Raw genomic sequence first — 26,562 nt, 5'->3', positions numbered from 1 at the left:
CGGACGGAAGAGAATCCGAAGACCATGCCCACTCGCACACGAGCCGCGCTGCTCGCGCTCGTCGCACTGCTGACGATGGCCACGGCCACCGCGTGCACCTCCGCCGTCGCGCAGCAGCAGAACTCCACAGCGACCGCCCTTCCTCCGGGCCACAAACCGCCGCAGGGCGGCACCCTGCGGGTCGGTGTGCTCAATGACCTGAGCCCGAAGACCTTCCTGCAGATCGGCACCGGCAGCATGAACGGCCACGTGGTGTCGAACGTCTTCGACACCCTGATCCGCTACTCGCGCGACGATCTGACCGTCCGACCGTCGCTGGCCACACGCTGGCAACTCGCCTCCGACGGCCGTTCCCTCGCGCTCGATCTGCGCGACGACGTGCGCTATCACGACGGGCGCGCGTTCACCTCGGCCGACGTCGAGAGCTCACTGAAGGCGTACACCGCTGGGCCGTGGACACCGCAGTTCAAGCGGACCGCCGCGGCCATCACCGGCTACGACACCAGCAATCCGCACCGCGTGGTGCTGACCTTCGATCATCCGCTCAGCAACATCTTCGACCTGCTCGACTCTGCGCCGATCATCGACGGCAACACCCTCGACGGGCTGCGCGCGGGCAAGGTGTTCAACGGAACCGGCCCGTTCCGATTCTCGTCGTGGCAACCGAATTCGGATGTCCGCCTGGTGCGCAACGACTCCTACTGGGGTCCGCGCGCCAATCTCGACGCCATCGACCTCGACATCATCACCGACCAGCAGGCGCTCTACACCCGACTACGCACGGGCCAGATCGACCTCGCCTACGGACTCAACAACCACGACCAGGAATTGGCAACGCGCAGATACGGATTCAACAACATCACCTACACCGGCGCCGAGCAGCAGGAGTACGTGGGAATCAACGTAGCCAATCCAGCGCTCGGCGACGTCCGCCTGCGCAAGGCGATCGCCTTCGCCATCGACCGCGAACGCATCATCAACGACGTCTTCCGCAAGAGTGGCTACGTCGTCAACCTGCCCTGGCCCAAGTGGTCTCCCGCATACGACGCGTCGAAGAACACGACGTACACGCGCGATGTGAAGCGGGCGCGCGAGCTCGTCGCCGAACACGGGCAGGTTGCACCGATCACCCTCGACTACTCCACCCAGGGCGTTGACCGGGTGTTGGCGCAGATCGTGCAGTCGAACCTCAAGGACGTCGGTATCCCGGTCGAGTTGCGCCCCAACGACAACACCGTGCAGTCGTCCAAGCTGATCGGCGGCAAGTTCGACGGAATCTGGTTGCTGCAGCACGCCTTTGCACAGTTCACGCCCTCGACCCTCGCCGTCTCGGCGTACCCGTTCAACGCGGCGAAGAACTCCTCCAACTACGTCAACCCCGACTACACGAAGGCCGCCAACGCGGCCTGGAACGCACCCGATCCGACATCGCCCGCTGCGCTCGCCGCGTATCGACAGCTCGACGACATCTGGTTGAACGATCTGTTCCTCGTCGAGATCGGTGTGGTGTTCCAGCAATCCGCGGCGTCGCCCGCCGTCGGCAATGTCGACTGGGACCGGCGTGCCCAACTGCACCTCGGCGAGACCTACCTCAACACGCAAGGACGGAACTCCTGATGGCCGGATATCTGTTGCGCCGCATACCGACGGCGATCCTGGTGCTGTTCGTGGCCTCGGTGCTGATCTTCGCGATCGTCCGATTGATCCCCGGAGGACCGGAATCAGCGCTCGCAGGACCCGACGCCACGCCCGAACAGTTGGCGGCGATACGCCACGACCTCGGTCTCGACCGCGGCTTCATCGCACAGTACGCCTCCTGGATCGCAGGCATTTTCACCTTCGATCTCGGTAAGAGCTACCAGGTCGGTGGCGAGATCAGCTCACTCGTCTCGTTCGGACTCGTCCACACCATTCTGCTCACCGTCACCGCGCTGATCCTCGCCGTCCTCCTGGCGCTGGCATTGAGTCTGTCGGCGACGATCTTCGACAACCGCATCGTGAACTCCGTTGTCACCGGGGTGAATGCGGTGGCGATCGCGGTTCCGACCTTCGTCGTCAGCACGCTGTTGATCCTGCTGTTCGGCGTCCGCTGGCGCATTCTCCCCTCGGGCGGCACCCCGCCAGACGGACTCTTCAGCCAACCCGGCATCACCACGCAGTACCTCCTGCTGCCTGCCGTCGCCCTGGCGCTCCCGGCCGGCGCCACACTCGCCCGCTTCCTGACCGAAGCGCTGCGCACCGAACTCCGGCAACCGTATGCGACCACCGCACGAGCACTGGGAGTATCGAAGCGCGACATCGTCATTCACAGCGCACTACGCAATGCGCTACCACCGAGCCTGACCGCGCTCGGACTGGTCACCGGAGGGCTCCTCGGCGGCGCGATCCTCGTCGAGGCCATCTTCGGTTGGCCGGGACTCGGCCTCCTGACCGAGCAGGGCATCTTCGCCCGCGACTATCCGCTCGTAGAGGTGCTCGTGCTGCTCTCGGTCGCGGTGTTCGTCGTGCTCCAACTGCTCGCCGACGTACTGCACGCGTGGCTCGATCCCCGAATCCGATTGGCAGGTAACTGATGTCGACCTCACTGACCACCTCGTCCGGCTCGACGTCCGCGACCGGGTCGTCCGCCGCAGACATCGAACCGGGTCTGATCCCGGAGTCGCCCACCGACAAAGAGCGGCGTCGAATCCGGAAGCCGTTGTGGCGCAGTCTCTTCACCGGGGGCGGCCTCGTCGGAAGCGTCCTGGTGCTCGGCATCGTCGCACTCGCGCTGCTCGCACCACTGCTGACGTCGTACGGACCGGACCAGCAGATCGACGGCGCGTACCTGTTGCCGCCGGGTGCCGACCACTGGTTCGGCACCGACGACCTCAACCGCGACGTCGCGACACGGGTGCTCTACGGCATCCGGGTGGATCTGCTGATCATCTTCATCGCCGTACCCATCGGCGCCCTTCTCGGTACCGCGATCGGCGTGCTCTCGGTGTCGCACCCCATCTCAGATGTCATCGCACAGCGCACGTTCGACGTCATCCTCGCCTTTCCCGCTCTCGTCCTCGGCATCGCCCTGACCGCCGTATTGTCGCCCGGCGCAACCACAATCGGAATCGTCATCGTGCTCGCAGAGATTCCCATCTTCGGCCGACTGGCTCGCACGTCGGTGCTACGCGTCAGAGAACTGCCCTACGTGGAGGCGGCGCGTGTGAGCGGCGCGCGCAACAGCTACGTCCTCCGCCGCCACGTACTGCCCAATTCGATCGAGTCACTCGGCGTCCAGTTCGCACTCTCGTTATCGCTCGCCGTCTTCGTCGAAGGGGCACTGAGCTTCCTCGGCATCGGAGTGACTCCCCCGACACCGTCTCTCGGCGGCATTCTGTCGCCCGGGAACAGCTACCTCGAGACCAATCCGTGGTTCTCGGTGGCACCGCTCATCGTGATCACGGCACTCGTCCTCGGTTTCTACCTTATTTCCCAGTCCATTTCGCGCAGCAGGAGGCAGTGAGATGACCAACGCTGCAGAGAACGACCACACAGCAGTTGATCCCGCACCCGCACTGGAGGTCGACTCCCTCGAGTCACCTTCGACTACCCGCGTCCGGCCGTCTCCGACATCAGCCTGCGCGTCAATCGACGCGAGATCGTCGCCCTGGTAGGCGAATCCGGCTCCGGCAAGACCATGACCGCACGCGCGGCGATCGGCCTGCTCCCCGAGCACGCGGTCGCGACCGGCTCGGTCAAGGTCGACGGCGTCGAGGTGTTGAACGCCTCCGAACGCGACCTCAACGCGATCCGCGGCACCGGTGTCGCCATGATCTTCCAGGAGCCGCAGACCGCACTCAACCCCGCCCAGACCGTGGGATGGCAACTGCGCCAGGCGCTGCGGACACATCAATCGATCTCACGACGCGATGCTCGACGCCGCGCCGTCGAATTGCTGTCGCTAGTCGAGATACCCGACCCCGAGCAGCGCGTCGACTACTACCCCCACCAACTCTCCGGCGGTCAGAAGCAGCGCGTGGTGATCGCCCTCGCACTCGCGAACGACCCGGCACTACTCCTCGCCGACGAGCCGACGACGGCGCTCGACGTCTCGGTGCAACGTGAGATCCTTGACCTGCTGCTGCGTCTGCGCGGCAGGATCGACGCCGGAATCCTGCTCATCACACACAATCTCGGCGTCGTCGCCGACATCGCCGACCGCGTCGTCGTCGTCCAGCTCGGCGAGGTCGTCGAACGCGGAACGGTCTTCGACATCTTCGCTCGGCCAACACAGCCGTACACACGTCAACTTCTCGCCGCGGTTCCCAAGCTGCCGACCGTCGACTCCACGGACGACGAGAGTGCCGGGGCGGCATCAGATTTCGACACCGCTGAGGGCGACGGACCCGTTCCCATCGTGGCCGTCGAGCATGTCACCGCGGTGCATCGTGGCGGTTTCGGACGCAAGCCCGTCGTCGCGCTCGACGACGTCTCGCTGCACGTCGATCCCGGCGAGGTCGTCGGGGTGGTTGGCGAATCAGGCTCGGGCAAGACAACTCTCGGCCGGTCTATCGGCGGGCTCACCCATCTCAGTGGTGGCAAGATCCTGGTCGACGGACACGACCTCGACGCCGTCGACCGTGCACAGTTGCGCTCGCTGCGCCACACCATCGCGTTCGTGCCGCAGGACCCGACGGCGTCGCTCGACCCGCGCTTCACCGTCGCCGAGTCGATTCGCGAACCGCTCGACATCCAGCACATCGGAACGCGCGCAGAGCAATCGACCCGCGTCGAGGAGTTGCTCGACGCGGTGCATCTGCCTCGCTCGTTCGCCGACCGACTTCCGCATGAGCTCTCCGGCGGTCAGCGTCAGCGTGTCGCGCTGGCGCGGGCGCTGTCGGTGCGGCCCAAGCTCCTCATCGCCGACGAGCCGACCAGCGCGCTGGACGTGTCGGTGCAGGCACGCGTGCTCGAACTGTTCGCAGAACTACAGCACGAGCTGGGCTTCGCGGCGCTGTTCATCAGCCACGACCTCGCAGTCATCGAGCAGGTGTCTGATCGCGTGTACGTGCTGCGCAACGGGCAGGTCGTCGGACACGGGTCTGCGCGAGACGTGCTGACCCGGCCGCGCGACGAGTACACGCGCGCACTGCTCGACGCCGTGCCGTACCCCGACCCGCAGCGGCGTCGAGAGTCGAGCGCCGCGTTGGCGTGAGGTCCGAGACCCTAGGAATTCTTCGGCTCAGCCTCAGGCGTGTCGGCCGCGCTCTCGTCCCCGGCGCTCTCGCCGCCCGCGGAATCGTCGTCGGCCAGCGGGTCGTAGCCGGGAACGCCTTCGAGCACGGTCAGCTCGTTGTCGATGGCGGCACCGACGGCCTTTGCGTCGTCTTTGATCTTCTTGATGAAGTCCGACATCTCGCTCCCTCGTCAGTGGTCGGGAATCCTACGCACCGCACGACCCCACTGCAGGCCGCGCAGTGACCACCCTACAAGGCCACAGATCATGCTTGTGACCAGACGAGGCGTTGCCTAACGTCATCGCCATGCCCGCACGCCGACTTCCCGACATCACAGCGCTGGAGGTCGTCGTCGCGGTCGGCAGACTCGGCAGCATGGGCGCCGCCGCCCGCGACCTCGGACTCAGCCAGCAGGCCGTCAGCTCGCGCGTGCGCGGCGTCGAGCACGAACTCGGCGTCGAGATCTTCGTACGCTCCCCCGCGGGCGTCGAACCGACCGAGAACGGTCGCCTGGTCCTCGAGTGGGCCAACGCGCTCGTCGAACGGGCAGCCGAGTTCGTCGCAGGCGTCGACACACTGATCGGCAACAGGCACGCGACGCTCGTCGTCGCAGCGTCGATGACCGTCGCCGAGTATTTGGTACCGGGCTGGCTCACCACGCTCACCTCGCGCACCGGAGCACGAATCTCGGTGCGCCCCATGAATTCCGCCGAGGTCATAGAGACGGTGCGGTCCGGCGACGCCGACCTCGGGTTCGTCGAAAGTCCCGGCGAGACAGCCGACCTCGACGCCGCGCTCGTTGCCACCGACGAGTTGTACGTGGTCGCCGCTCCCGGCCATCGGTGGTCACGCACGGGCACGGTGTCGGCAGACGAACTGGCGTCGACGCCGCTGATCCAGCGCGAACCCGGCTCCGGAACACGGATCACCTACGAGAAGGCGCTCTCGGAACTCGGACTCGTCGCCGCCGACCCACTCATCGAACTGCGGTCGGTCACCGCGATCCGGTCGTCGGTGTTGACGTCGAACGGGGTGACGGTGTTGTCGCGACTGTCGATCGCCGACGACATCGCGGCCGGACGCCTCGTGCGCATCAACGTCGACGGGTTGTCGATGGTGCGTCCACTCCGTGCCGTGTGGACGTCGCACATCACCGTGCGCGGACCTGCGCGAGAGCTTCTCGACGTCGCGCTGGCGTCCGCCACCTGATTGTGTGATCACACAGTCCGACTCCGCATATTGAGTGAATAGCACGGTGATTGTGATCCAGAACGCGTGGATTCTGACAACAGTTCAGAAATACAGCCCGTGTTCAGGAGGTACATCATGGCACTCGAGGCCACCGGCACCGTTGCCGAAGGAAGCACCGCAAGGTGGCGTGATCGCAAGCGCTATCTGTGGTTGATCGGTCTGATCGTCCCGTCGTTCGCATTCATCGCCATCGGTGGGTACGAACTAACCGGGTGGGGTGTCTTCCTGTGGGTCGGTCCGATCATCGTGCTCGGCGTGGTCCCGCTGATCGACTTCGTCGCCGGTTTCGACCCGACCAACCCGCCCGACGACGTGATCGAGGAACTCGAGAACGACAAGTACTACCGCTACATCACCTTCGCGTTCCTGCCGATCCAGTACGCGGGCTTCATCCTCTCGATGTATCTCATCGCCACCGCGGACTGGCCGATCATCAACCGCATCGGACTCGCCGTGACACTCGGTTTCATCGGCGGTATCGGGATCAACACCGCGCATGAGCTCGGCCACAAGAAGGAGAGCCACGAGCGGTGGCTGTCGAAGATCGCACTGGCACAGAGCTTTTACGGCCACTTCTACATCGAGCACAATCGCGGACATCACGTGCGGGTCGCCACCCCTGAAGACCCTGCGTCGTCGCGACTCGGTGAGAGCTTCTACCGGTTCTGGTTCCGCACCGTGTCGGGCTCGCTCCGCAGCGCATGGCAGGTCGAGGCAAAGCGATACCGCCGCAAGGACACTCATCCGTTCCATATCGGCAACGACGTACTCAACGCCTGGCTGATGACCGTCGTGCTGTGGGCCGCGCTGACCATCTGGCTCGGCGTCGGGATTCTGCCCTACCTCGTGCTGCAGGCTGTCGTCGGCTTCTCGCTACTCGAAATCGTCAACTACCTCGAGCACTACGGCATGCTGCGGCAGCAGACCAAAGCCGGACGCTACGAGCGCGTGCTTCCCATGCACTCGTGGAACTCCAACAACATCGCGACCAACGTGCTGCTGTATCACCTGCAGCGCCACAGCGATCACCATGCGAACCCCACTCGCCGCTACCAGACCCTGCGCGACTATCGCGAATCACCCGCACTACCAACCGGTTACGCCGGAATGATCGTCCTCGCACTGTTCCCACCCCTGTGGCGCAGGGTCATGGACCACCGCGTCGTCGACCACTTCGACGGCGACGTCCGACTCGCCAACGTCGCTCCCGGAAAGCTCGACCGTCTCACCCGCAGGTTCCCCATTCCCAGCGAGACGACGCTCGACGAGTCGCTCCTCGACGACACCACGCCCGGCGCAATCAACGACGACATCGCCGCGGCCCGCTGCCCCGGTTGCGGTTACACCTACGAGGTCGCGGTGGGCAACGAACTCGAGGGATTCGCCGCGGGTACCGCGTGGAAGGAGATCCCCGACGATTGGACCTGCCCGGACTGCGGTGTGCGCGAGAAGGTCGACTTCATCCCCCTGAAGGAGACCAGCGCATAGTCACCCCGCGACCCGCCTCAGCCGAGGAAGGCGTCGAAATAGTCCAGCGCCAACACCAGATCGCCTGCTCGCTCCCGAATGGGATGTCCGAGCAGGCGTTCTGCTTGCTGTATCCGGTAGCGCACCGTGTTCTTGTGGATACCAAGTGATGTCGCGACCTGGTCTGCACTGTCGGCGGTGGTCAACACGTAGCGGACGGTGCCGCGCAGTTCGTCGAGTTCCGGTGCGGCGAGTCCACGCAGCACCGCACGCGCGAAACGCCCTGCGGCGTCGGGATCTCCGGTCAGGAGAGTCAGCGCGGCGACGTCCTCGTACACGGTCAGCGCGATATGTCGACGCGGCGACAGCGCGACACGTTGCGCCGCACGAGCATCGCGATGCGAACGGACGAATCCCTCGATACCCTCGGCCGCCTCTCCGATCGCAAAGCGAATCTGCGCGGGATCGACGCCACGCGAATCCCACTGTGCCGCAGTGCTTGGCGCCGCATTCAGTGCGAGCCATCCCCACAGTTCGCGGCCTCCCGGCCGTACAACGGCCAGCCGTGCTCCGGGAATCGACGACGCGAGGCGGACGAGTGACGGTTCGAGTCGCTCGATGGAGTCGGCGTCCATCGCGTGCGCGATGACCGCGACCTGTGTGACGCCGGCGATCGGGTGGCCGCCCAGCTCCGCCGAGAGTTCCGTCGAGCCAACGCTTTTCCCATCGAGGACATCGGCGACCAACTCGTAGCGTCGCGCATCGCCGCGTCGTCGAATCCGCTCCACCTCGTCCTGATACAACGCCACGGAGAGTTCGACCGAGGTGGCGAACCAGCGGTTGGCCTTGGTCCAGAACCACACGAGGAGCGACTCGTGATCGAGGTCCTGTGGCGCATGCCCGACAACGTCGACGGCGAAATCCCACGACGCCTCCTGCGCGCTCTGATAGACCTTCAACAGCACCGGCAGTCCGAGATGGTGCCGCGCGATCTGGATCGACAGGTCTCCCGCTGCCGGTACGAGTTCGGTGGCCCCGTCCGCGTCGACGGCCACGCCGCCGAGGAACGCAAGCCAGTGCTCCTCGACCGCGGACACCAGCACCGGACGGATGTCGGCGGGCAGGTCGACGTCGGCGGTAATCGCGTCGACGGTCGTCGAGACCCAGTCGTCGAGCGCAGTCGGGTTCTGCTGGTCGGCGACGAACATCTCCAGCCACTCGGCGATCTCGGTCATCACCCCAAACTGTCAGAGACTGTGTGATTGCACAGTCGAATGCGTCGGATTGGGTGCGATGACCAGTGATTGTGACGCATCTCCCGGTCAAGATGACAACAGATGGTCGTTCACCAGCCCGCTATCGAAGGAGAGAATGATGAGTCACATCCAGGTCGACCGCCCCACCTGCGAGGGCATCGGAATGTGCGAAACACAGGCCAACGAGTACTTCCAGATCGGCGACGACGGCATCGTCGAGGTAGCGACCTCCGACGTTCCCGATAGCGACAGGACGTACGTGCGCGCGGCCGTCGACTCCTGCCCGGTGTCCGCTCTGCGGATGCTCGACTGAGGTGCGCCGTGACTGAACCACGCACGTCATCTGACACGCGGCCGCTCGTCATCGTCGGCGCGTCCTTGTCCGGGGTACGCGCCGCCGAGGGCGCCCGCGCCGAAGGGTGGACCGGCGACATCGTCATGATCGGCGACGAACCGCACCTCCCCTACGACCGCCCACCGCTGTCGAAAGCGATGCTCGACGCCGACAAGCAACCCGAATTGCCCACCCTGCGACGGGCAGAGAGTTGGGAAGCACTCGACATCGACCTTCGGATATCCACCACGGCAACGGGAATCGACGTCGCGCACCGAAGGCTGCTGACCGATGCCGGCCCGATCGAATACCTCTCGCTCGTACTCGCCACCGGACATCGTGCCCGCACGATCGGCGCACTCGACGGATTCGACAACGTCGACACGCTACGTGACTTCGACGACGCGATCGCAGTCCGCGAAACACTCCGCGACGCAACACGTCTGGCGGTCCTCGGTACCGGCTTCATCGGCTCGGAGATCGCATCGGCCGCTGCCGCGCGAGGCATCGACGTCACCCTGATCGGGACGTCGTCGTTCCCGCTCGCGCGCAGCGTCGGCCCGCTCGCCGGGCGCATGCTCGCAGCACTGCACGAGGACGCGGGCCTGACACTCCTGCCCGACTCGGGTCTGGCGGATATTTCCGCGCGCGACAACAGGATCGACTCGATCCGCACATCCTGCGGGCGTGACGTCCCGGTCGACGCAGTCGTCGTCGGTACTGGGTCGACGCCCGCCACCGACTGGCTCGCGGCGAGCACCGTCGAACTCGATCCCGCATCGGGCGCCGTGGTCTGTGATTCGACGATGGCGACCAGCGCGCCAGCGGTGTGGGCGGCGGGCGATGTGGCATCGGTCGACGGCGCTCCCGGCGGCCACTGGACCTCGGCGACCGCACAGGGATTCGTCGCCGGAGCGAATGCGGTTGGCGCGCAGCAGACATATGCGGGAGTGCCGTTCGCCTGGTCGTCGTGGCACGGTCACCGCATCCAGATCGTCGGCGCCACCGAGGCCGACCTGTCGGGAACGGTCACCGAGACCATGGACGACGGCGGCGTCGTGCTCTACTCCGACGGCGACCGCGTGGTCGGAGCAGTGGCCGTGGACGCGCCCGGGCGGATCGCCAAGCTGCGTCGAGCACTGTCGGCGGAGCTCACCGCTACGCGATCCTGACCTGCCCCACGGCCCACTCGACGCCAACAGATCAGCAGGATCGCCACCGCCGCAACGGCATACACGATATGGCTCACAAGCAGGACCATGGGAGTCGACGGCACCACCCCGGTAGAGAAGAAGGCATGCCACGTGTAGGTGAGGAGCATGGCCGACGCCGCGGCCAGCACGTGACGTTGCGACCACCCGTCGCTGCGTGACCACCACCCCAACGACCCCAGCGCCACGACGATCGCCACCACCACCGTCGTATCGGCAATCCATGTGGTGTCGATCGCCGAATCGAGCTGAAAAGCACCCGCGCACAGAAAGATCACCGCGAACACCCACCACAGCGACGGCGCCGATCCACGTCGAGTCCTACCGCGGCTGATCCACACCGGACGGCAGAGCGCGACGACGACACACGATGCCGCGATGATGAAACACGCGAGCAGCTGAGCCGGAGACGCAAGGAAGTGACCGAACTGCGGATAGTTGGTAGCGAAGGTGAACACCGCGCCGAGCACGACGCAGACCCCGGTCACGATCAGCCCACGCCGGCCGAGCCACGGAATGTTCCCCCGTTGTCCCGCAGCCGCTTCGGCCAACGCGATGGGTGTCGCAATACTCCATCCGACGTGTAGGCAAAGGACGTACACCGTCCAGGTGGTCCCGATACCCAGTGCCGGGATGTACCCCTTGTCGAGGAGATGCGCACCGGCGTAGTCGGGATTGAACAGCGACATCGTCAACAGTCCCTCCTCGACGACAGCAAAAGCACTGCCCAGCAGGAGAATTGACGGCCAACACAACCCGCGACGCCGCACGACCTCTCGGATGAGTACGGCGCTTCCGCCGTACCACAACGCCAACGGGATGATCGCGAAGATCATGGTCAGGGGGAAGTCACCGAGAAAGAACTCGGCGACGAGCGGGGCGAGGAAGAAGAGACCGAGCGCCGGATTCCGTAGCCAACTGGGGACAGCGACGCGCCGTGAGGATGTGTCGGTGAGAGTGGACATACAGCGATCATCTCGCCGGGTGATCGGCAGCACCCATGCCATTCGTCATCGAATCCGGTGACATATGTCAGGGGCGGCGAACGCATCGCGCGCTCGCCGCCCCCAGGGGGAGATCAGGCCTTGATCAGATCCGGGTTCTCCTTGTAGACCTCGTTGATCAGCGACATGTCGAAGATCTGCGCGGGCTTGAGGGTGTAGCCCGCCTTGCCCAGCGCCTCGATGTTCTGTGCGATCAGGGCGTCGGTCATCGTCAGCAGACCGTTCTTCTTCGTGTCCTCCGACACGACGAGCGTGTTCTGGGCAGTCGCTTCCTTGATCTGCTCATCGAGGTTGAGATTCAGGTCCTTGCCGTACTTCTCGACGGCGAGCTTCGCCGAACCCGCGGGATCGGCGACGGCGTCGTTCCAACCCTGCACCTCGGCCTTGAGGAACGCCTTGAGCTTGTCGCGCTCGTTGTCGATGGTCTCCTGCTTCACCACGAGTGTCTCGGCGACCAGTGGGAGTCCGAAGTCGGCGAAGAGGAAGTTGGTGTTGGCAAAACCGCTCTCGGCCAACGTGATCGGCTCGTTGGTCACGTAGGCGACCCAGCCGTCGACCTCGCCCTTGGTGAGCGGCGTCGGGTCGTATTGCACCGAGATCTTCTGGACGTCGGACTCTTTCATCCCGTTGGCGGTGAGCAGTGCCTTGAACACATTCTCGTTGGACGCCTGCACGCCGATCTTCTTGCCCGCCATGTCCTGTGGTGTTTTGATCGGCTTCTCGGCCGACGACACGATGCAGAACGGATTCTTCTGGTAGGTGGCCGCGACAGTCATCAGTTTGGCGCCCTGCAGGATCACCGGCGCGGTGAGCTGCGGTGCGGTGGTACCGATCCACACCTTGTTCGACGTCAGGCCGGTCTCGACACCGGTACCCGCGCCGCCACCGGTGATCAACTCAGGCGTGCCCAGACCACCCGCCTTGTAGTACCCCTTCTCCAAAGCCCAGTATTCCCCGGCGAACTCGATGTTCTTCTGCCACGAGAGCTGCACCTTGGGATTGTCCGACGACGCCCCGCCGGACGAGCTACTGCCACTACTGCAGGCCGCGAGCGCCCCGGACACGCCCAGTGCACCCGCGGCACCTCCCGCAAGGAGCGAGTACCGAAGAAAAGCGCGACGATCGAGTCCGCCGCTACGCACGGAATTACTCATTGGGTCTTCTTCCTTTCAGGTGGATCGGGCGAGGATCACCCGACCGGGCTGGCCACGATCAGCAGCCTCAGTTCTGCTGCATACCCATCTGGGCCAGGACAATTGATTCGATGACGCCGACGATCGCGTAGAGGATGATCGACGCAACGGTGATGACGAGCACCGATGCCCACAGCTCGTTGTATGCCGCCGCGGGCAGCGCTTGCTGCAGCGTTGCACCGAGTCCCTTGTTGGTGCCGAGCCATTCGGCGACGGTCGCGCCGACGAGCGCACCGGGAACCGAGATCTTGGCGGCACTGAACAACGAGGGCACTGCCGACGGAATTGCGGAGCGTCGCAACGCAGTCCATCGATTACCGCCGTACACAGCGATCACGTCGTTGATCTGTGTGGGCGCGTTCGCCAGGCCGGTCATGATCATGACGAGCGCGGGAAAGAACACCACGATTCCACCCATCACGGCGACCACCCCGATCCCCCGCCCGACGACGAGCGTGATCAGCGGTGTCATCGCGACCAACGGCACCGAGCGAAGGAGCATCGCTATCGGCATGAATGTCTGTGCGGCAGGCCGTGATACGACGAACAGCGCCGCAACGAGTAGCGCAGCGGTCATTCCCACGACGAAGCCGATTGCGGCGTCGGTCAGGGTGATCGCGAGATTGTCGAAGATCTCCGACCTCGCGTCTGCGGCGCCCGGCTCGGTGAACAGATACTGGAAAACCTGGACCGGGGTGCGTCCGATGATCGGCCCTATGTCGGGGAAGGCGAGCAGGAACAGCCACCAGATCACCAGAATCAACACGAATGACGCGACGAGCGATCCGAGGAACTTGGTGATCTGCCACAGCAGCGCACCGATGTTCGGGCCTGTCGCAACACTTTCCGGGAGCCCGTCTGCTGGAGTCGATGCGTCGGCGACCACCACGTCGGCCGTCGAATCGGTTGTGGGAGCGATCATCCGAACACCTCCTTACCTGCGGCCCACCGCGTCGCGAACCGGGCGACGACGGCGACGATCGCGTACCCGACGCCGGCGACGGCACCACAGATCAGCGCGATCGCCCACACCTGCGGGATGTCGCCGCGCTGCTGCGCCACGATCATCGCAGGACCGGCGCCCCTGTCCGGCATCGCGAGGAACTCTCCGAGAACCGCACCGAGAATCGCAGCCGGTGCCGCTATCTTGATGGCGGCCAACGTGTTCGGAAGTGCAGCCTCGATCCGCACGCGCCGCAACTGCGACCAACGGCCTCCGCCGTAGACGCGGATCAGGTCGAGGCTCGCCTTGTTCGGCGAACGCAGCCCGCTGAGCGTTCCGATCATCGTCGTGAAGAACACCGAGATGGCCGCGAGGAAGATGATCATCGTCTGCACCTGCGCGAAGGCGACCTGGATGATCGGCGCGACGGCGATGATGGGTGTGCAGTAGGAGATGATCGCGAGTTGAGTGGCCAAGCCCTCGATCGGCGGTATCACGATCACCAGAAGTGCCAGCAGGATCGCGAGCAGATTGCCCCAGAAGAAGCCGCGCAACGCCAATTCGATTGTGGACGAGAAGTTCTCGGCGTAGTAGCTCCATCCGGTGTCGGCGATGGTCTGGACAACAGCCCACGGTGTCGGGATCGTTCCGTGGAACCATTCCAACGCTCCGGCGAGCGACCAGAGTACTAGCACGCCGACGATGCCGACGAGTCCCGCGGCCCATCGGTCGGCGCCTGCGACCGTGCGCGCCGACGACGTCCGTTCCACCACGGCGCTAGCCACTCGTGGCCTCGGAGATCGCGTCGGCGTCGGCGGTGTCGGGAACGTCCCTGTCGGGTTCGGATGCGGCGGGCTTCGCAGGACCGTCGGCTGCCTTACCGCCGAACAGCAGGCCGGACAGATGGTCATGCAGCGCATGGAATTCCGGTGTGCGCATCATCTCGGGGACACGCGGTCGGGGCAGGTCGACGGGCACCATCTCCACGACGCGACCGGGGCGCGGACTCATCACCGCGACGACGTCGGAGAGGAAGACCGCCTCGGCGATCCCGTGGGTCACCATGAGTGTGGTGGCGGGCTTCTCGGTCCAGATGCGGAGGAGTTCGATGTTGAGACGCTGACGGGTCATGTCGTCGAGGGCGCCGAACGGCTCGTCGAGCAGCAGCGCGGTGGGTCGCACGACGAGTGCCCGTGCGATCGAAACACGTTGTCGCATACCGCCGGACAGCATGGCAGGCTTGGCCTTCTCGAATCCGGTGAGGCCGACGAGCTCGATCAGGTCCGAGACCAACGCGTCGTCGGACGGCATGCGTCCGACCTGGAGCGGCAACCTGATGTTGGATTCGACGGTCCGCCACGGCAACAGGGCAGAATCCTGAAAAGCGATGCCCAACGAGTGATCTCGCTGCAGCTCGGTCGGCGACTGGCCGTTCATCAACGCGGTGCCCGACGTCGGTTCCTCGAGTCCCGCGAGGATGCGCAGTACCGTCGACTTACCGCATCCGGACGGGCCGAGCAGCGACAGGAACGAACCCTCCGCGGTCTTCAACGACACGTCGGAGAGCGCGGTGACCGTGTTGGTCCCGCGCACCGACCGGCTGGTGAAGGTCTTGGTCAAGCCGGAGATGTCGATGCCGGTGCCCGGCGGACGGTCAGACCCGCGCGACGTCGCCCCCTGTGCAGATGTCATGGGTTGCCACGCTAGAAGCGTTGTGTTTCACCGTGATTACCCGGCGGTTACTCCGGGCGTCGAGCGCGACACGTGGCGCTCCGGCGATCAGTTCGAGCGCATGACCTGTCCGATGGTGGCAACCATCGCGTCGACGGCGAACTTCGGCTTCACGTTCTGGTCAAGGACTTCACGACATTCCAGGACGGCTTCGACACAGCGGAGCAACTGTTCCGGAGACGCATACGCAGCCATCGGAATCGCGATGTCGGCGGCCTTGTCCGGGTGCATCGCCGTGACCTGCGCACCCATCGAGACGACGAGGGCGTCGCGGTAGAGAGCGGCGAGGTCGACGAGTGCACGGTCGAGGGTGTCGCGTCCGACGCGGGTGGCGCGCGACTTCTGCCGCTTCTCGAGCTCCTTGAGCGCACCCGCCGTTCCGCGTGGAGGTCGGGCGGTGCCCTTACCGGTGCCGCCTGCGCCGAGGGCGGTCTTCATCTCCTCGGTCTCGGCTTCGTCGCGTTCGGCACTGATCGCCTTCGCCGCGGCGTCGGCCGACTTCACCAATTCCTCTGCGGCCGCATAGGCCGTCGAATCACGGGTGGCCGCACGTGCGAGCGCCAGCGCCTTGTCGCGTTGCTCGCGAGCCTCGGGGTCGGTGGCAAGGCGGCGGGCACGTCCGATGTGCCCGCCGCAGACCGATGCCGCCCACCGCGCGGCGTCGGCGTCGAGGCCGTCGCGGTCGACGAGGACGCGCTCGATGTCGGCGACGGTCGGCGTTGCGAGCGGGACATGCCTGCATCGCGAGCGAAGCGTGACGGAGATGTCTTCGGGGTCGACAGACGGTGCGCACAGCAGGAAGACCGTGCGGGACGGCGGCTCCTCGACGACCTTCAGCAGCGCGTTGGCCGCCTGCTCGGTCAGCCGATCAGCATCTTCGACGACGACGATCTGCCACCGACCGGTACCCGGCCGCCGCGCGGCAGCCTGCACGATCTCGCGCATCGAGTCGACGGAGAGACTCAGCCCCTGCGGCACGATGTGCCGGACGTCGGCATGCGTCTGAGCCATGACCGTGACGCACGCACGACACTCACCGCACCCGACGACGTCGGGATGCTGGCACTGCAGCGCCGCCGCAAAGCACGTCGCCGCTACCGATCGACCACTTCCGGGCGGCCCGGTGAACAGCCAGGCGTGCGTCATCGACGCGCGGGGCACGACGACGGACGCCGGCGTGGGGCCATCGAAGATCGGGTCGTCGAAGCCTGGGCTGTCGAAGTCTGGGTCGTCGAAGTCGGCAGCGTCCAGGATCGATGCGTCGAGCTCACCAGCGGCGTCGTGTTCGGCGGCGTCGAAGTCAGCGGCAGCGGGGGCGGACGGTCCTGCGTCGAGGCGTGAAGCGAGGACTCTGGCGGCCGTCGCGGCGTCGGTCAGCTCCTGCGCCACTGCCCGCTGGCCGGTCAGCCGGTCGAAGACATTTGTCACATCACCAGCGTAATCCGCAGTTCGGACACCCCAGCTTGTGGATGAACGTTTAACAATTGCAAGCAGCCAGCTACCGTAAAGGGCGTGGTTGAACGTCGATCCAGGCTGTCTTACGGCTTGCACCTGGCCAGATGGCTGGCGCGCACGCCGTGGCCGATCCTCGCTCTCGACCTGTTGCGCGCAAATCTCGTTGGCGCGCTGTTCACCTTCGCGTTTCTCCGCTTCGGTATGCCGTCGCAGGATTCGTTCAAGTTCAACGACATCACCGCACTCAATCAGGGCATCTTCCTCGCCTATCTCCTCCTGGCGATGATCGTGGGCGGCGCGCTGAGTATCAAACTGTCGCTGCCGGTGCTCGTGTGGCACCGACGTCGAACGCGACTCGACAACGACATGGCCCGCAAACGAGCGCTGCGGCTGCCCGTGACGTTGTCGCTGGTCAATCTGGGTCTGTGGGTCATCGGTGGTGTGTTGTTCACCGCGGTCAACCTGACCGTCTCACACAAGGATGCGTTCATCGTTGCCGTCGCCAGCGCGATCGGCGCACTCGTGACCTGCGTGCTCAGCTTCCTCCAGTCCGAGAAGGTGCTGCGCCCCATCACCGTCGCCGCGATGGCCAACAACCCAGACGACGCGATCGCGCCGGGCGTGACCACACGCATCGCCGTCTTCTGGGTGATCAGCGTCGTCGCGCCGATGGTCGTGATCGTCGGCCTGATCCTGCTGCAGCGCATTCACTTCATCGAGACCGACGCCGTCGGATTGCTACGCCCCATCCTGTGGATGTGTTTGGCGTCGCTGGCGTTCAGTCTGCTGGCCATCGTGCGCGTCGTACGCGCCATCAACGACCCCATCAAGCAACTCCGCGCCGCCCAGACCCGAGTGAGTGAAGGTGACCTGAACACCGCCGTCAAGATCTACGACGGTTCCGACCTGGGACTTCTGCAGGCGGGCTTCAACGACATGGTCGCCGACCTGCGTGAGCGGCAGCAGTTGCGCAACCTGTTCGGCCGGTACGTCGGCGAGGACGTCGCGCGCAAGGCCATCGAGACCGGAACAGAACTCGGCGGCGAGGAACGCTACGTCGGCGTGCTGTTCGTCGACATCGTCGGATCGACGCGGCTGGCCGTGAATCGGCCACCACGAGAGGTCGTCGACCTGCTGAACGAGTTCTTCCGGGTGGTGGTGGCCGTCGTCGGACGCCACGGTGGATTCGTGAACAAATTCCAGGGCGACGCCGCGCTCGCCATCTTCGGTGCACCGCTGAACCTCGACGACTTCGCCGGTCAGGCACTCGCCGCGGCGCGGGAGATGCGCCAGGAGTTGTGGGAGACACTCGGCGACACCGACATCGGTATCGGGGTCTCCGCGGGCAAAGCCATCGCCGGCCACATCGGCTCGGAGCAGCGGCTGGAGTACACGGTGATCGGCGACCCGGTCAACGAAGCGGCCCGGCTCACCGAACTGGCCAAGGACGAACCGACCCGCGTGCTGGGCTCGGCCCGCGCGGTGTTCCTCGCCTCGAGCGAGGAGGCGAAGAACTGGGACATCGGCGAAGGTGTCGAGCTGCGCGGCCGCGGCATCGAGACGCTGCTCGCCCGCCCACACCTGTCGCCGTATCGGCGGTAGGGTGCCACCCGCTGATCGAGCGCCCACCCGCTGATCGAGCCCCCACCCGCTGATCGAGCTTGTCGAGATCACCCAACGTGGTTTCGACACGGCAGCTCGCTACGCTCGCGGCCTGCTCAACCAGCGGAGATGCACCCGCTGATCGAGCGCCCCACCGCTGATCGAGCTTGTCGAGATCAACGCGGTTTCGACACCGGCAGCTCGCTGCGCGCCGCCCGACGGCCCTTCCGCGAGTTTCTGCCGCACCCACCGCGCCTCCGCGAGCCTCGGCCGCACCCGGCCACTCTTCCGCGAGATTCTGCCGCACCCGACCGCACTTCCGCGAACCTCGGCCGCACCCGGCGACTCTTCCGCGAGATTCTGCGGACCCGGCGTCGACCTTGTCGTCGAACCAGGCCACCGGTCGACACCGCGCGACGTTCGACGCCGCGCAGGTCCCCGCGCCACCCCGGCCCGCCCGCAGAAACTAGGGGAAAGATCCCTTCCCCCACTCTCTGACCCTTACCCGCGAAACAACCCGGGGAAACGTACACAACCCACGGAAGGATTCCTTCCCCTACTTCCTGCGCCCGCCCGATGACCCTTCCGCGGGCTTCTGCCGCACCCGGCCTGCTCAACCAGCGGAAATGCACCGCTGATTCAGCGCCCACCCGCTGATCGAGCTTGTCGAGATCACTCCTCGGCCGGCGGCGCGCTCTTCTTTCCTGCGGTCTTCTTCGCGGTCGTCTTCTTGGCCGCAGTCTTCTTGGCCGCGGTCTTCTTCGCGGCCGTCTTGGTGGCGGTCTTCTTCGCCGGCGTCTTCTTCGCGGTGGCCTTCTTCTTCGTGGCCTTCTTCGCCGGGCCGCGGGCGCGGCGGTCGGCGAGGAGTTCCATCGCCCGCTCGGGGGTGATGGTCGCGACGTCGTCGCCCTTGCGCAGGCTGGCGTTGGTCTCGCCGTCGGTGACGTACGGGCCGAAGCGGCCGTCCTTGATCACCATCGGCTTGTCGCTGACCTCGTCGTTCTTCTCGAGATCGCGCAGCGGGGGTGCTGCGGCCTGCCGGCCACGACGCTTGGGCTCGGAGTAGATCTTGAGCGCCTCGTCGAGCGTGATCCCGAAGATCTGGTCTTCGTTGGCCAGCGACCGCGAGTCGGTACCCTTCTTCAGATACGGGCCGTAGCGGCCGTTCTGCGCGGTGATCTCGTCGCCGGACTCCGGGTCGGCGCCGACGACCCGCGGCAGCGAGAGCAGTTTGAGCGCGTCGTCGAGCGTGACCGTCGAGATGTCCATCGACTTGAACAGCGACCCCGTCCGCGGCTTGGGTCCGGCCTTCTTCGCGGCCTTCTTGGCCGTCTTCTTCGCGACCGTCTTGGTGGCCGTGCCACCGCCCGCGTGCGCGTCGTCGAGCGGCACCACACCACCCTCGCCACCATCACGAGGGGTCGGACCTGCGGGGATCGTGGACGGGGCAGCGCCGCCACCCGAGCCGTCCTCGTCGTCGTCGGGCGGCAGGATCTCGGTGACGTACGGCCCGAATCGTCCTTCCTTCGCGACGATCTCGTGCCCGCTGACCGGGTCGACGCCGAGCGAACGACCCTCCTGCGGCGTCGAGAACAGCTTCTCTGCCACCTCGAGCGTCAGCTCGTCGGGAGTCATATCCGCAGGTAGATTGGCGCGCTGCAGATCCGGTTCCGCGTCGGGCGACGTCGCAACATTGCGTTCGAGGTACGGCCCGAACCGGCCGACACGCACATAGACCGGGCGGCCCTGCTCGTCGTCGAACAGCTTGATCGAGTTGACCTCGCGGGCGTCGATCTCCTCGAGGTTCACCCCGACGAGCTTCTTCAATCCGCCGTGCTTGGCAATGTCGGAGCCTGCGATCTCGGGCACCTCACCCTGATCACCGCTCGACGACTCGTCGGCCGCCTTGTCGCCGAAGTAGAACTCGGTCAGCCAGCGGGTGCGGTTCTCGTTGCCGTTGGCGATCTGGTCGAGATCGTCTTCGAGCGACGCCGTGAAGTCGTAGTCGACGAGGTTCTCGAAGTACGCCTCCATCAACCCGACGACAGCGAACGCGATCCACGACGGGACGAGCGCGCTGCCCTTCTTCACCACGTAGCCGCGGTCCTGGATGGTCCCGATGATCGACGCGTAGGTCGACGGCCTGCCGATGCCCAGCTCCTCGAGCACCTTGACCAGCGACGCCTCGGTGTAGCGCGCGGGCGGGTTGGTCGAGTGACCGTCGGCCTCGAGGTCGGTGGCCGTGAGGTGCTGCCCCTCGGTGAGCTGCGGCAGCCGCGTCTCGGCGTTGTCGGCCTGGCCACCGGCCTGCTCGTCGACCGTCTCGACGTACGCCGACAGGAAGCCAGGGAACGTGATGGTCCGACCCGATGCCGCGAACGTGCATCGCTCGCCGTTGCCGCCTTGTCCGCTCGCGGTGCCGGCGATACGCAGGCTCAGCGTGGTGCCGCGCGCGTCGGCCATCTGCGACGCGACGGTCCGCTGCCAGATCAACTCGTAGAGCCGGAATTCGTCGGCTTCGAGCTGACCGGCCACCTGGCCGGGAGTCCGGAACGTCTCGCCCGACGGGCGGATCGCCTCGTGCGCCTCCTGCGCGTTCTTGACCTTGCGGGTGTACTGACGCGGAGTGGCATGCACGAAGTCGGCACCGTACAGATCACGAGCCTGTGCCCGCGCAGCGTTGATCGCCGACTCGCTCAGCGTCGTCGAGTCGGTACGCATGTAGGTGATGTAGCCGTTTTCGTACAGCCGCTGCGCGATGCGCATCGTGCGATCGGAGGTGAACCGCAGTTTGCGGCCCGCCTCCTGCTGCAGCGTCGACGTCATGAACGGCGCATACGGCTTACGCGTGTAGGGCTTCTCCTCCACCGAGGTGACCGTCATGTCGGCACCGTCGAGAGCTGTGGCCAGGGCCGTCGCCCGCTCGCGATCAAGTACGACGACGCCGTCGGCGCGCTTCAGGTTGCCGCGTGAATCGAAGTCACGACCGGCGGCGACCCGCGCGTCGTCGACCGATACCAACCGCGACGAGAAGCTGCGCGGGGTCGTCGACTCACCGGCGTCGAGCGTGGCGTCGACGTCCCAGTACTCGGCCGACACGAACGCCATGCGCTCACGTTCACGTTCGACGATGATCCGCGTCGCCACCGACTGCACACGGCCCGCCGACAACTTCGGCATGACCTTCTTCCACAGCACGGGCGAGACCTCGTAGCCGTAGAGACGGTCGAGGATGCGTCGGGTTTCCTGCGCGTCGACCAGGTCGATGTCGAGGTCGCGCGGGTTCTCGGCCGCCGCGCGGATCGCAGGCTCGGTGATCTCATGGAACACCATGCGCTTGACCGGGATCTTCGGCTTGAGCGTCTCGAGCAGGTGCCAGGCGATCGCCTCACCCTCGCGGTCGCCGTCCGTCGCGAGATAGAGCTCGTCGACATCCTTCATCAACGACTTCAGCTCGGAGACCGTCGACTTCTTGTCTGCCGAGACCACGTACAGCGGCTCGAAGTTGTCGTCGACGTTGACACCGAGCCGCGCCCAGGGCTGGCCCTTGTACTTCGCCGGAACGTCGGCGGCGCCGCGCGGCAGGTCACGAATGTGACCGCGCGACGACTCCACGACGTAGTTGCCCCCCAGATACCCCGCAATCTTGCGCGCCTTGGTCGGCGACTCGACGATCACCAGTCGTCGGATCGCTTCTCCTTTTGCGGGCGCGGTGGTGCTGGTCTCGGCCAACGGGTGTCCTTCGGTTTGGACCCGCCCGCCGCGTGCCGGTTGGCTGACGGATGGGGTCTCGTCTCGTTTGAGGTTTGTACCTTATGTATAGCGCCATTTGCACATCCGAATTCACGATGGGCGGGTATCCACCACGCAATTCGACGACGCTGCCGCCCATAACGCCTGGTCAACGCTGAATATGCCGAGCGCGAAACGAAGTGTGTCGTTCGTCAGTCGCCGACGTCCGGCCAGTCCGCACGCGCTCCCGCGAAGTGCGGCGCCTCGCCGACGTACTCGCAGAGACGAGCGAGTCGACGACGACCCGAGATCCGCAATGCGGGCGAATGGATTCGCGTGCCAACAAGAGTAGGTGCAATCCCGGTCCGCATCAGCGCAGTCGCGAGTTGGGCATGGGTATCGGGAGCATGTGGATCGAGTCCGAGCTGGTAGTGCCCGGCATCCGACGATCCCGCGGCGATCGTCCAGAGTCGCAGCGCACGAGGACCGGGAACCCAGCCTGCGGGAACAGCCTTGACCGCACCACGCGACCAGGTGGCGTGCAGGGCGTCGAGCAGCGGTGTGAGTGCGCTGCGTGCGAGCGGATTACCCTCGTCGGACTCGGTGAGCTCGGTGTCGACGCCGCAGGCCTTCATCTCCTCGACCACTGCCGCCGCGCGCCACGGCGCGGTCAGCACGATCGATACGCGCGTACCACCCGCAGCCGACCCGCTACCTGCGACGCGCGACGATTGTCCGTGCGCTGCGAGAAGGCCGCCGAGGTCGTCGAGCGACGGCTCGTCGAGTTCGGCAGAGAAGAACGCCAGTTGGCCCACGCACCAGACAATACTGGTGCCTTGCCTACTGGGACATCGAACAGAGGGACGTCGAACACCAGGACGTCGAACAGAGGGACACCGAACAGAGGGACGCCGAACGCCGGGTCACCGATTGGCGTCGACGGCAAAGGAAGGCTGACAGACGAACGCTCCCGCCCTCGAAAGAGGACGGGAGCGTTGCATCGATCAAGCTCGTCTGTTGAGCCGAAGTCTCAGACGGCGCGGACGCCGGTCGCCTGCGGACCCTTGGTGCCCTGTCCGACCTCGAACTCCACGCGCTGGTTCTCCTCGAGGGTACGGAAGCCGTTGCCCTGGATCTCCGAGTAGTGGACGAACACGTCGTCATTGCCCTCATCGGGAGCAATAAAGCCGAAGCCCTTCTCCGCGTTGAACCACTTCACAGTCCCCTGTGCCATTCCTGCAATCCTTTACATACATTCAAACTGTCCCGACACGCTGGTCACGTGTCGCGGCCGGTCGTACCGCCATACCTCGGAGAACGCCGATGGGAGAGTTCGTGGACGAACACCATTCGGCCTGACAACTTCAGTACCACGGCTGCAACCCGATCCCGCGCGATCACCGCAATCAGCGATGGCCGCCCGGGAGCTGCGGCCAAACTCAGTCAATCATGTTCGAGGCGACTTGGATAGTCGTCGCAATCACTCTGAGCCAAAACCACCCGATTTTTCGACGTTCGAGACCGAAAGGTAACATCGTATGCAAGGAAAACCTGCTGGCTATAGGACATAATCACGCACTCGCACCGATTGGGGCCTCGCGCGCCGAGATCGCCCGGTCACCACGACATTTCGTCTATGCACCACTCCACGTTCGGCACCGAACTTCTTCGTCGCTCACTGGCCGGAACAGATCCGGACTCCAGTCCGGTAACTCATCTCTCGGTAATCGATTCCCGCTCAGCAACTTTCGCGTCCTGGCCCGATTGGATTTCGAACGAGGTCCGTGCCGCTCTCGTCGATAGTGGAATCGAACGACCGTGGATTCATCAGACCGAGGCCGCCGACCACGCATTCGCAGGCCGACATGTATCGATTGCCACCGGAACCGCATCTGGCAAATCGTTGTCGTACCAAATGCCAATTCTGACGACGCTTCTCGCCGAACCACACTCGACCGCACTGTATCTCAGCCCGACTAAAGCTCTCGGTGCCGATCAACTCAAGGCGCTCACGTCGATCATCTCCGGACGCCGCGACTTTTCTCACCTCCAGCCGTGCGCGTACGACGGCGACACCGATTCCGAGATCCGACAGTGGGCTCGAGCACATTCGCGGTGGATCTTCACGAATCCCGACATGTTGCATTTGGGAATACTGACCGGTGTCGCCACGCCCGGCACACACGCCGGCGGCCCGTCGCGCGGCCAATGGCGACAATTCTTCGCGCACCTGCGATACATCGTCGTCGACGAATGTCACCACTACCGTGGGGTGTTCGGCTCCAACACCGCGATGGTGCTGCGTCGACTCTTACGTCTGGCACGTGCGTGCGGTTCGGAGCCGACGGTGATCGCGGCCAGTGCGACAGTCGCCGATCCCGCCGCCGCGCTCGAACGACTCATCGGCGAACCCGCGGTCGGGGTCACACACGACGGGTCGCCGCGTGGCGAGCGGACCGTCGCCCTATGGGAACCCGATTTCGTACCGGGCGTAACCGGCGAGAACGACGCTCCGGTACGGCGATCCGCGGATGCAGAGGCGTCCCGTCTGTTGGCCGACTTCGTCGTCGAGGGCGCTCGCACACTGTGTTTCGGACGCAGCAGACGCGGCGTCGAGATTGCGGCACTGCGGGCTCGTGATCTGTTGTCGCACAGCGCTCCCGACCTCGTCGACAAAGTGGCCGCGTATCGCGCGGGGTATCTCGCCGATGATCGGCGTCGACTCGAGGCCGCCATCTCCGATGGCAGGCTCGTCGGGGTGACGACGACCAACGCACTCGAACTCGGCGTCGACATCACCGGACTCGACGCGGTGATCATCGCGGGCTACCCCGGAACCATCGCCTCGTTCTGGCAGCAGGCGGGACGTGCTGGGCGCCAACGTGAATCCGGCGATGCGCTCGTCGTACTGATCGCACGCGACGACCCGCTCGACACCTATCTGGTCCACCATCCAGACGCGCTGCTCGCCACGCCGGTCGAGGCGCCGGTCATCGATCCGACCAACCCGTACATCCTCGCGCCGCATCTGCTGTGCGCGGCGACCGAGTACCCGTTGGGGGACAACGAGATCGAGCGCTGGGGCGCGCGCGACGCCGTGCAGCAACTCGCCGCCGACGGCCTACTCCGCAAACGGAAGGCGGGCTGGTATCCGGCCGCGGGCGTAGAACCCCACGGCGACATAGACATTCGCGGCGGAATCGGCGGGCAGGTGCTCATCGTCGACGCAACGACGTCGGAACTACTCGGGACCGTCGACGCCGGTCGCGCCCCCGCGACGGTGCATCCCGGAGCGGTACACATCCACCAGGGCGAGAGCTACGTCGTCGACGAACTCGATCTCGACGAGGGACTCGCGCTGGCTCATCCCGAGGAGCCGGATTGGACGACGTCTGCGCGTGAGACCACAGACGTATCGGTGACGTCGGTCGTCTCGTCGAACACCTACGGGCCGCTGTCAGTGGCGTTCGTCGATGTCGACGTCAGCCATCAGGTCGTCGGATATCTTCGATCACTCCCGTCGGGCGAAGTGCTCGACGCCGTCGAACTCGACATGCCGCGTCAGACACTGCACACGCGCGCGGTCATGTACACGCTGACTCCGGAGTCGCTGGCCGAGGTGGGTATTGACGCCACGCGCCTGCCCGGTGCCCTGCACGCCGCGGAGCACGCGGCGATCGGCATGCTGCCCCTCGTCGCGACGTGCGACCGGTGGGACATCGGAGGACTCTCGACCAACCTGCACCCCGACACCGGACTTCCGACCGTCTTCGTCTACGACGGCTATCTCGGAGGCGCCGGATTCGCCGAGCGTGGGTACGCGCAGTTCACGACGTGGATCGCAGCGACCGCGGACGCCATCTCCGAGTGCGGCTGTGAGCTGGGATGTCCGTCGTGCGTGCAGTCACCGAAGTGCGGCAACGGCAATGAGCCGCTCGACAAGGCGGGAGCCCTGAGCGTGCTGCGATCTATCACACACCTCATGCGAGATATGACGCACCTCGCAAGCTGAGTCATTTGTCCACGCCGTTGCGGCGATTTGTCTCTTTTGTCGATCCGACGTGCACAGTCATCGGCGGTGCCGCCGGCGAGTGGCGACGGCGTCCACCTCCGGGGTCCACCTGGCGACCCCGACTACTCACGACTGCTCGCCACCGGTTTCTAGGA

At 65.4% G+C, this 26,562-nt stretch carries 21 protein-coding genes and 1 pseudogene; 10 read left to right on the top strand and 12 right to left on the bottom strand.

Going from position 1 to position 26,562, the window contains the following annotated elements; genetic code table 11:
- Positions 1-24 precede the first annotated feature (24 nt).
- From A5766_RS08775 to A5766_RS08760, 4 genes and pseudogenes are all read left to right on the top strand, one after another.
- A complete protein-coding gene (locus A5766_RS08775; RefSeq protein WP_005208347.1) occupies positions 25-1,617 on the top strand; it encodes an ABC transporter substrate-binding protein in 1,593 nt (530 codons plus the stop codon).
- On the top strand, positions 1,617-2,573 hold the full coding sequence (locus A5766_RS08770) for an ABC transporter permease (protein ID WP_005208346.1): 957 nt from the start codon (positions 1,617-1,619) through the stop codon (positions 2,571-2,573). Before A5766_RS08775 ends, A5766_RS08770 begins: the two co-directional genes overlap by 1 nt.
- The gene (locus A5766_RS08765) at positions 2,573-3,502 is read left to right on the top strand and encodes an ABC transporter permease (RefSeq protein ID WP_064904277.1); all 930 of its coding nucleotides are present in this window, start codon (positions 2,573-2,575) and stop codon (positions 3,500-3,502) included. Before A5766_RS08770 ends, A5766_RS08765 begins: the two co-directional genes overlap by 1 nt.
- Position 3,503: 1 nt before the next feature.
- Positions 3,504-5,194, top strand: a pseudogene (locus A5766_RS08760) (dipeptide ABC transporter ATP-binding protein).
- Between the two features lie 11 nt (positions 5,195-5,205).
- On the opposite strand, the gene A5766_RS08755 reads toward A5766_RS08760, so the two are convergent.
- On the bottom strand, positions 5,206-5,394 hold the full coding sequence (locus A5766_RS08755; RefSeq protein ID WP_005208343.1) for a hypothetical protein: 189 nt from the start codon (positions 5,392-5,394) through the stop codon (positions 5,206-5,208).
- Between the two features lie 128 nt (positions 5,395-5,522).
- Here A5766_RS08755 and A5766_RS08750 point away from each other — a divergent pair, with 128 nt between their 5' ends.
- On the top strand, positions 5,523-6,425 hold the full coding sequence (locus A5766_RS08750) for a LysR family transcriptional regulator (RefSeq protein WP_039856742.1): 903 nt from the start codon (positions 5,523-5,525) through the stop codon (positions 6,423-6,425).
- Positions 6,426-6,542: 117 nt separating this feature from the next.
- Positions 6,543-7,955 (top strand): fatty acid desaturase, encoded by a 1,413-nt coding sequence (locus A5766_RS08745; RefSeq protein WP_005208341.1) that lies wholly within the window; start codon positions 6,543-6,545, stop codon positions 7,953-7,955.
- Positions 7,956-7,972: 17 nt separating this feature from the next.
- On the opposite strand, the gene A5766_RS08740 is transcribed toward A5766_RS08745, so the two are convergent.
- Positions 7,973-9,169 carry a PucR family transcriptional regulator gene (locus A5766_RS08740; protein WP_005208340.1) on the bottom strand — a complete coding sequence of 399 codons (1,197 nt, stop codon included), beginning with the start codon at positions 9,167-9,169 and terminating at the stop codon, positions 7,973-7,975.
- A gap of 139 nt (positions 9,170-9,308) precedes the next feature.
- Between A5766_RS08740 and A5766_RS08735 the strand changes: the two genes are divergently transcribed.
- Together A5766_RS08735 and A5766_RS08730 are read left to right on the top strand one after the other, a co-directional pair.
- On the top strand, positions 9,309-9,503 hold the full coding sequence (locus A5766_RS08735) for a ferredoxin (protein WP_005208339.1): 195 nt from the start codon (positions 9,309-9,311) through the stop codon (positions 9,501-9,503).
- An 8-nt stretch (positions 9,504-9,511) separates the two neighbouring features.
- Positions 9,512-10,696, top strand: a complete 1,185-nt coding sequence (locus tag A5766_RS08730) for an NAD(P)/FAD-dependent oxidoreductase (RefSeq protein WP_005208338.1) — start codon at positions 9,512-9,514, stop codon at positions 10,694-10,696.
- Here A5766_RS08730 and A5766_RS08725 read toward each other — a convergent pair.
- From A5766_RS08725 to A5766_RS08700, 6 genes are all read right to left on the bottom strand, one after another.
- Entirely contained in the window at positions 10,588-11,700 is a 1,113-nt protein-coding gene (locus A5766_RS08725) for a hypothetical protein (protein WP_005208337.1), read from the bottom strand. The two genes, A5766_RS08730 and A5766_RS08725, sit on opposite strands and share 109 nt — an antisense overlap.
- A gap of 113 nt (positions 11,701-11,813) precedes the next feature.
- Positions 11,814-12,893 (bottom strand): ABC transporter substrate-binding protein, encoded by a 1,080-nt coding sequence (locus A5766_RS08720; RefSeq protein ID WP_005208336.1) that lies wholly within the window; start codon positions 12,891-12,893, stop codon positions 11,814-11,816.
- A gap of 67 nt (positions 12,894-12,960) precedes the next feature.
- A complete protein-coding gene (locus A5766_RS08715) occupies positions 12,961-13,854 on the bottom strand; it encodes an ABC transporter permease (protein ID WP_197501387.1) in 894 nt (297 codons plus the stop codon).
- Positions 13,851-14,660 (bottom strand): ABC transporter permease, encoded by an 810-nt coding sequence (locus tag A5766_RS08710; RefSeq protein ID WP_064904275.1) that lies wholly within the window; start codon positions 14,658-14,660, stop codon positions 13,851-13,853. The genes A5766_RS08715 and A5766_RS08710 overlap by 4 nt, the downstream gene beginning before the upstream one ends.
- A complete protein-coding gene (locus A5766_RS08705; RefSeq protein WP_064904273.1) occupies positions 14,653-15,567 on the bottom strand; it encodes an ABC transporter ATP-binding protein in 915 nt (304 codons plus the stop codon). Before A5766_RS08705 ends, A5766_RS08710 begins: the two co-directional genes overlap by 8 nt.
- A gap of 87 nt (positions 15,568-15,654) precedes the next feature.
- Positions 15,655-17,034 (bottom strand): DNA polymerase III subunit delta', encoded by a 1,380-nt coding sequence (locus A5766_RS08700; RefSeq protein ID WP_064904272.1) that lies wholly within the window; start codon positions 17,032-17,034, stop codon positions 15,655-15,657.
- Positions 17,035-17,118: 84 nt separating this feature from the next.
- Here A5766_RS08700 and A5766_RS08695 point away from each other — a divergent pair, with 84 nt between their 5' ends.
- Positions 17,119-18,663 carry an adenylate/guanylate cyclase domain-containing protein gene (locus A5766_RS08695; protein WP_064863151.1) on the top strand — a complete coding sequence of 515 codons (1,545 nt, stop codon included), beginning with the start codon at positions 17,119-17,121 and terminating at the stop codon, positions 18,661-18,663.
- A 99-nt stretch (positions 18,664-18,762) separates the two neighbouring features.
- On the opposite strand, the gene A5766_RS24360 is transcribed toward A5766_RS08695, so the two are convergent.
- The 4 genes from A5766_RS24360 to A5766_RS08680 all read right to left on the bottom strand — a co-directional run bounded on the left by A5766_RS24360 (position 18,763) and on the right by A5766_RS08680 (position 23,629).
- A complete protein-coding gene (locus A5766_RS24360) occupies positions 18,763-18,939 on the bottom strand; it encodes a hypothetical protein (RefSeq protein WP_156527414.1) in 177 nt (58 codons plus the stop codon).
- 396 nt (positions 18,940-19,335) lie between these two features.
- Positions 19,336-22,395: a type I DNA topoisomerase gene (topA, locus tag A5766_RS08690; protein ID WP_064904270.1), complete on the bottom strand. Its 3,060-nt coding sequence runs from the start codon at positions 22,393-22,395 to the stop codon at positions 19,336-19,338.
- A 212-nt stretch (positions 22,396-22,607) separates the two neighbouring features.
- Complete coding sequence (locus A5766_RS08685; RefSeq protein WP_005208329.1) at positions 22,608-23,210, bottom strand: hypothetical protein; 603 nt, start codon at positions 23,208-23,210, stop codon at positions 22,608-22,610.
- Between the two features lie 215 nt (positions 23,211-23,425).
- Complete coding sequence (locus A5766_RS08680) at positions 23,426-23,629, bottom strand: cold-shock protein (protein WP_005171662.1); 204 nt, start codon at positions 23,627-23,629, stop codon at positions 23,426-23,428.
- 402 nt (positions 23,630-24,031) lie between these two features.
- Between A5766_RS08680 and A5766_RS08675 the strand changes: the two genes are divergently transcribed.
- On the top strand, positions 24,032-26,407 hold the full coding sequence (locus tag A5766_RS08675) for a DEAD/DEAH box helicase (RefSeq protein ID WP_064904268.1): 2,376 nt from the start codon (positions 24,032-24,034) through the stop codon (positions 26,405-26,407).
- Positions 26,408-26,562 lie beyond the last annotated feature (155 nt).

It is taken from the genome of Gordonia sp. 852002-51296_SCH5728562-b, assembly GCF_001665475.1.
Lineage (GTDB): Bacteria > Actinomycetota > Actinomycetes > Mycobacteriales > Mycobacteriaceae > Gordonia > Gordonia sputi.
This window is presented reverse-complemented; position numbering and strand designations above follow the sequence as displayed.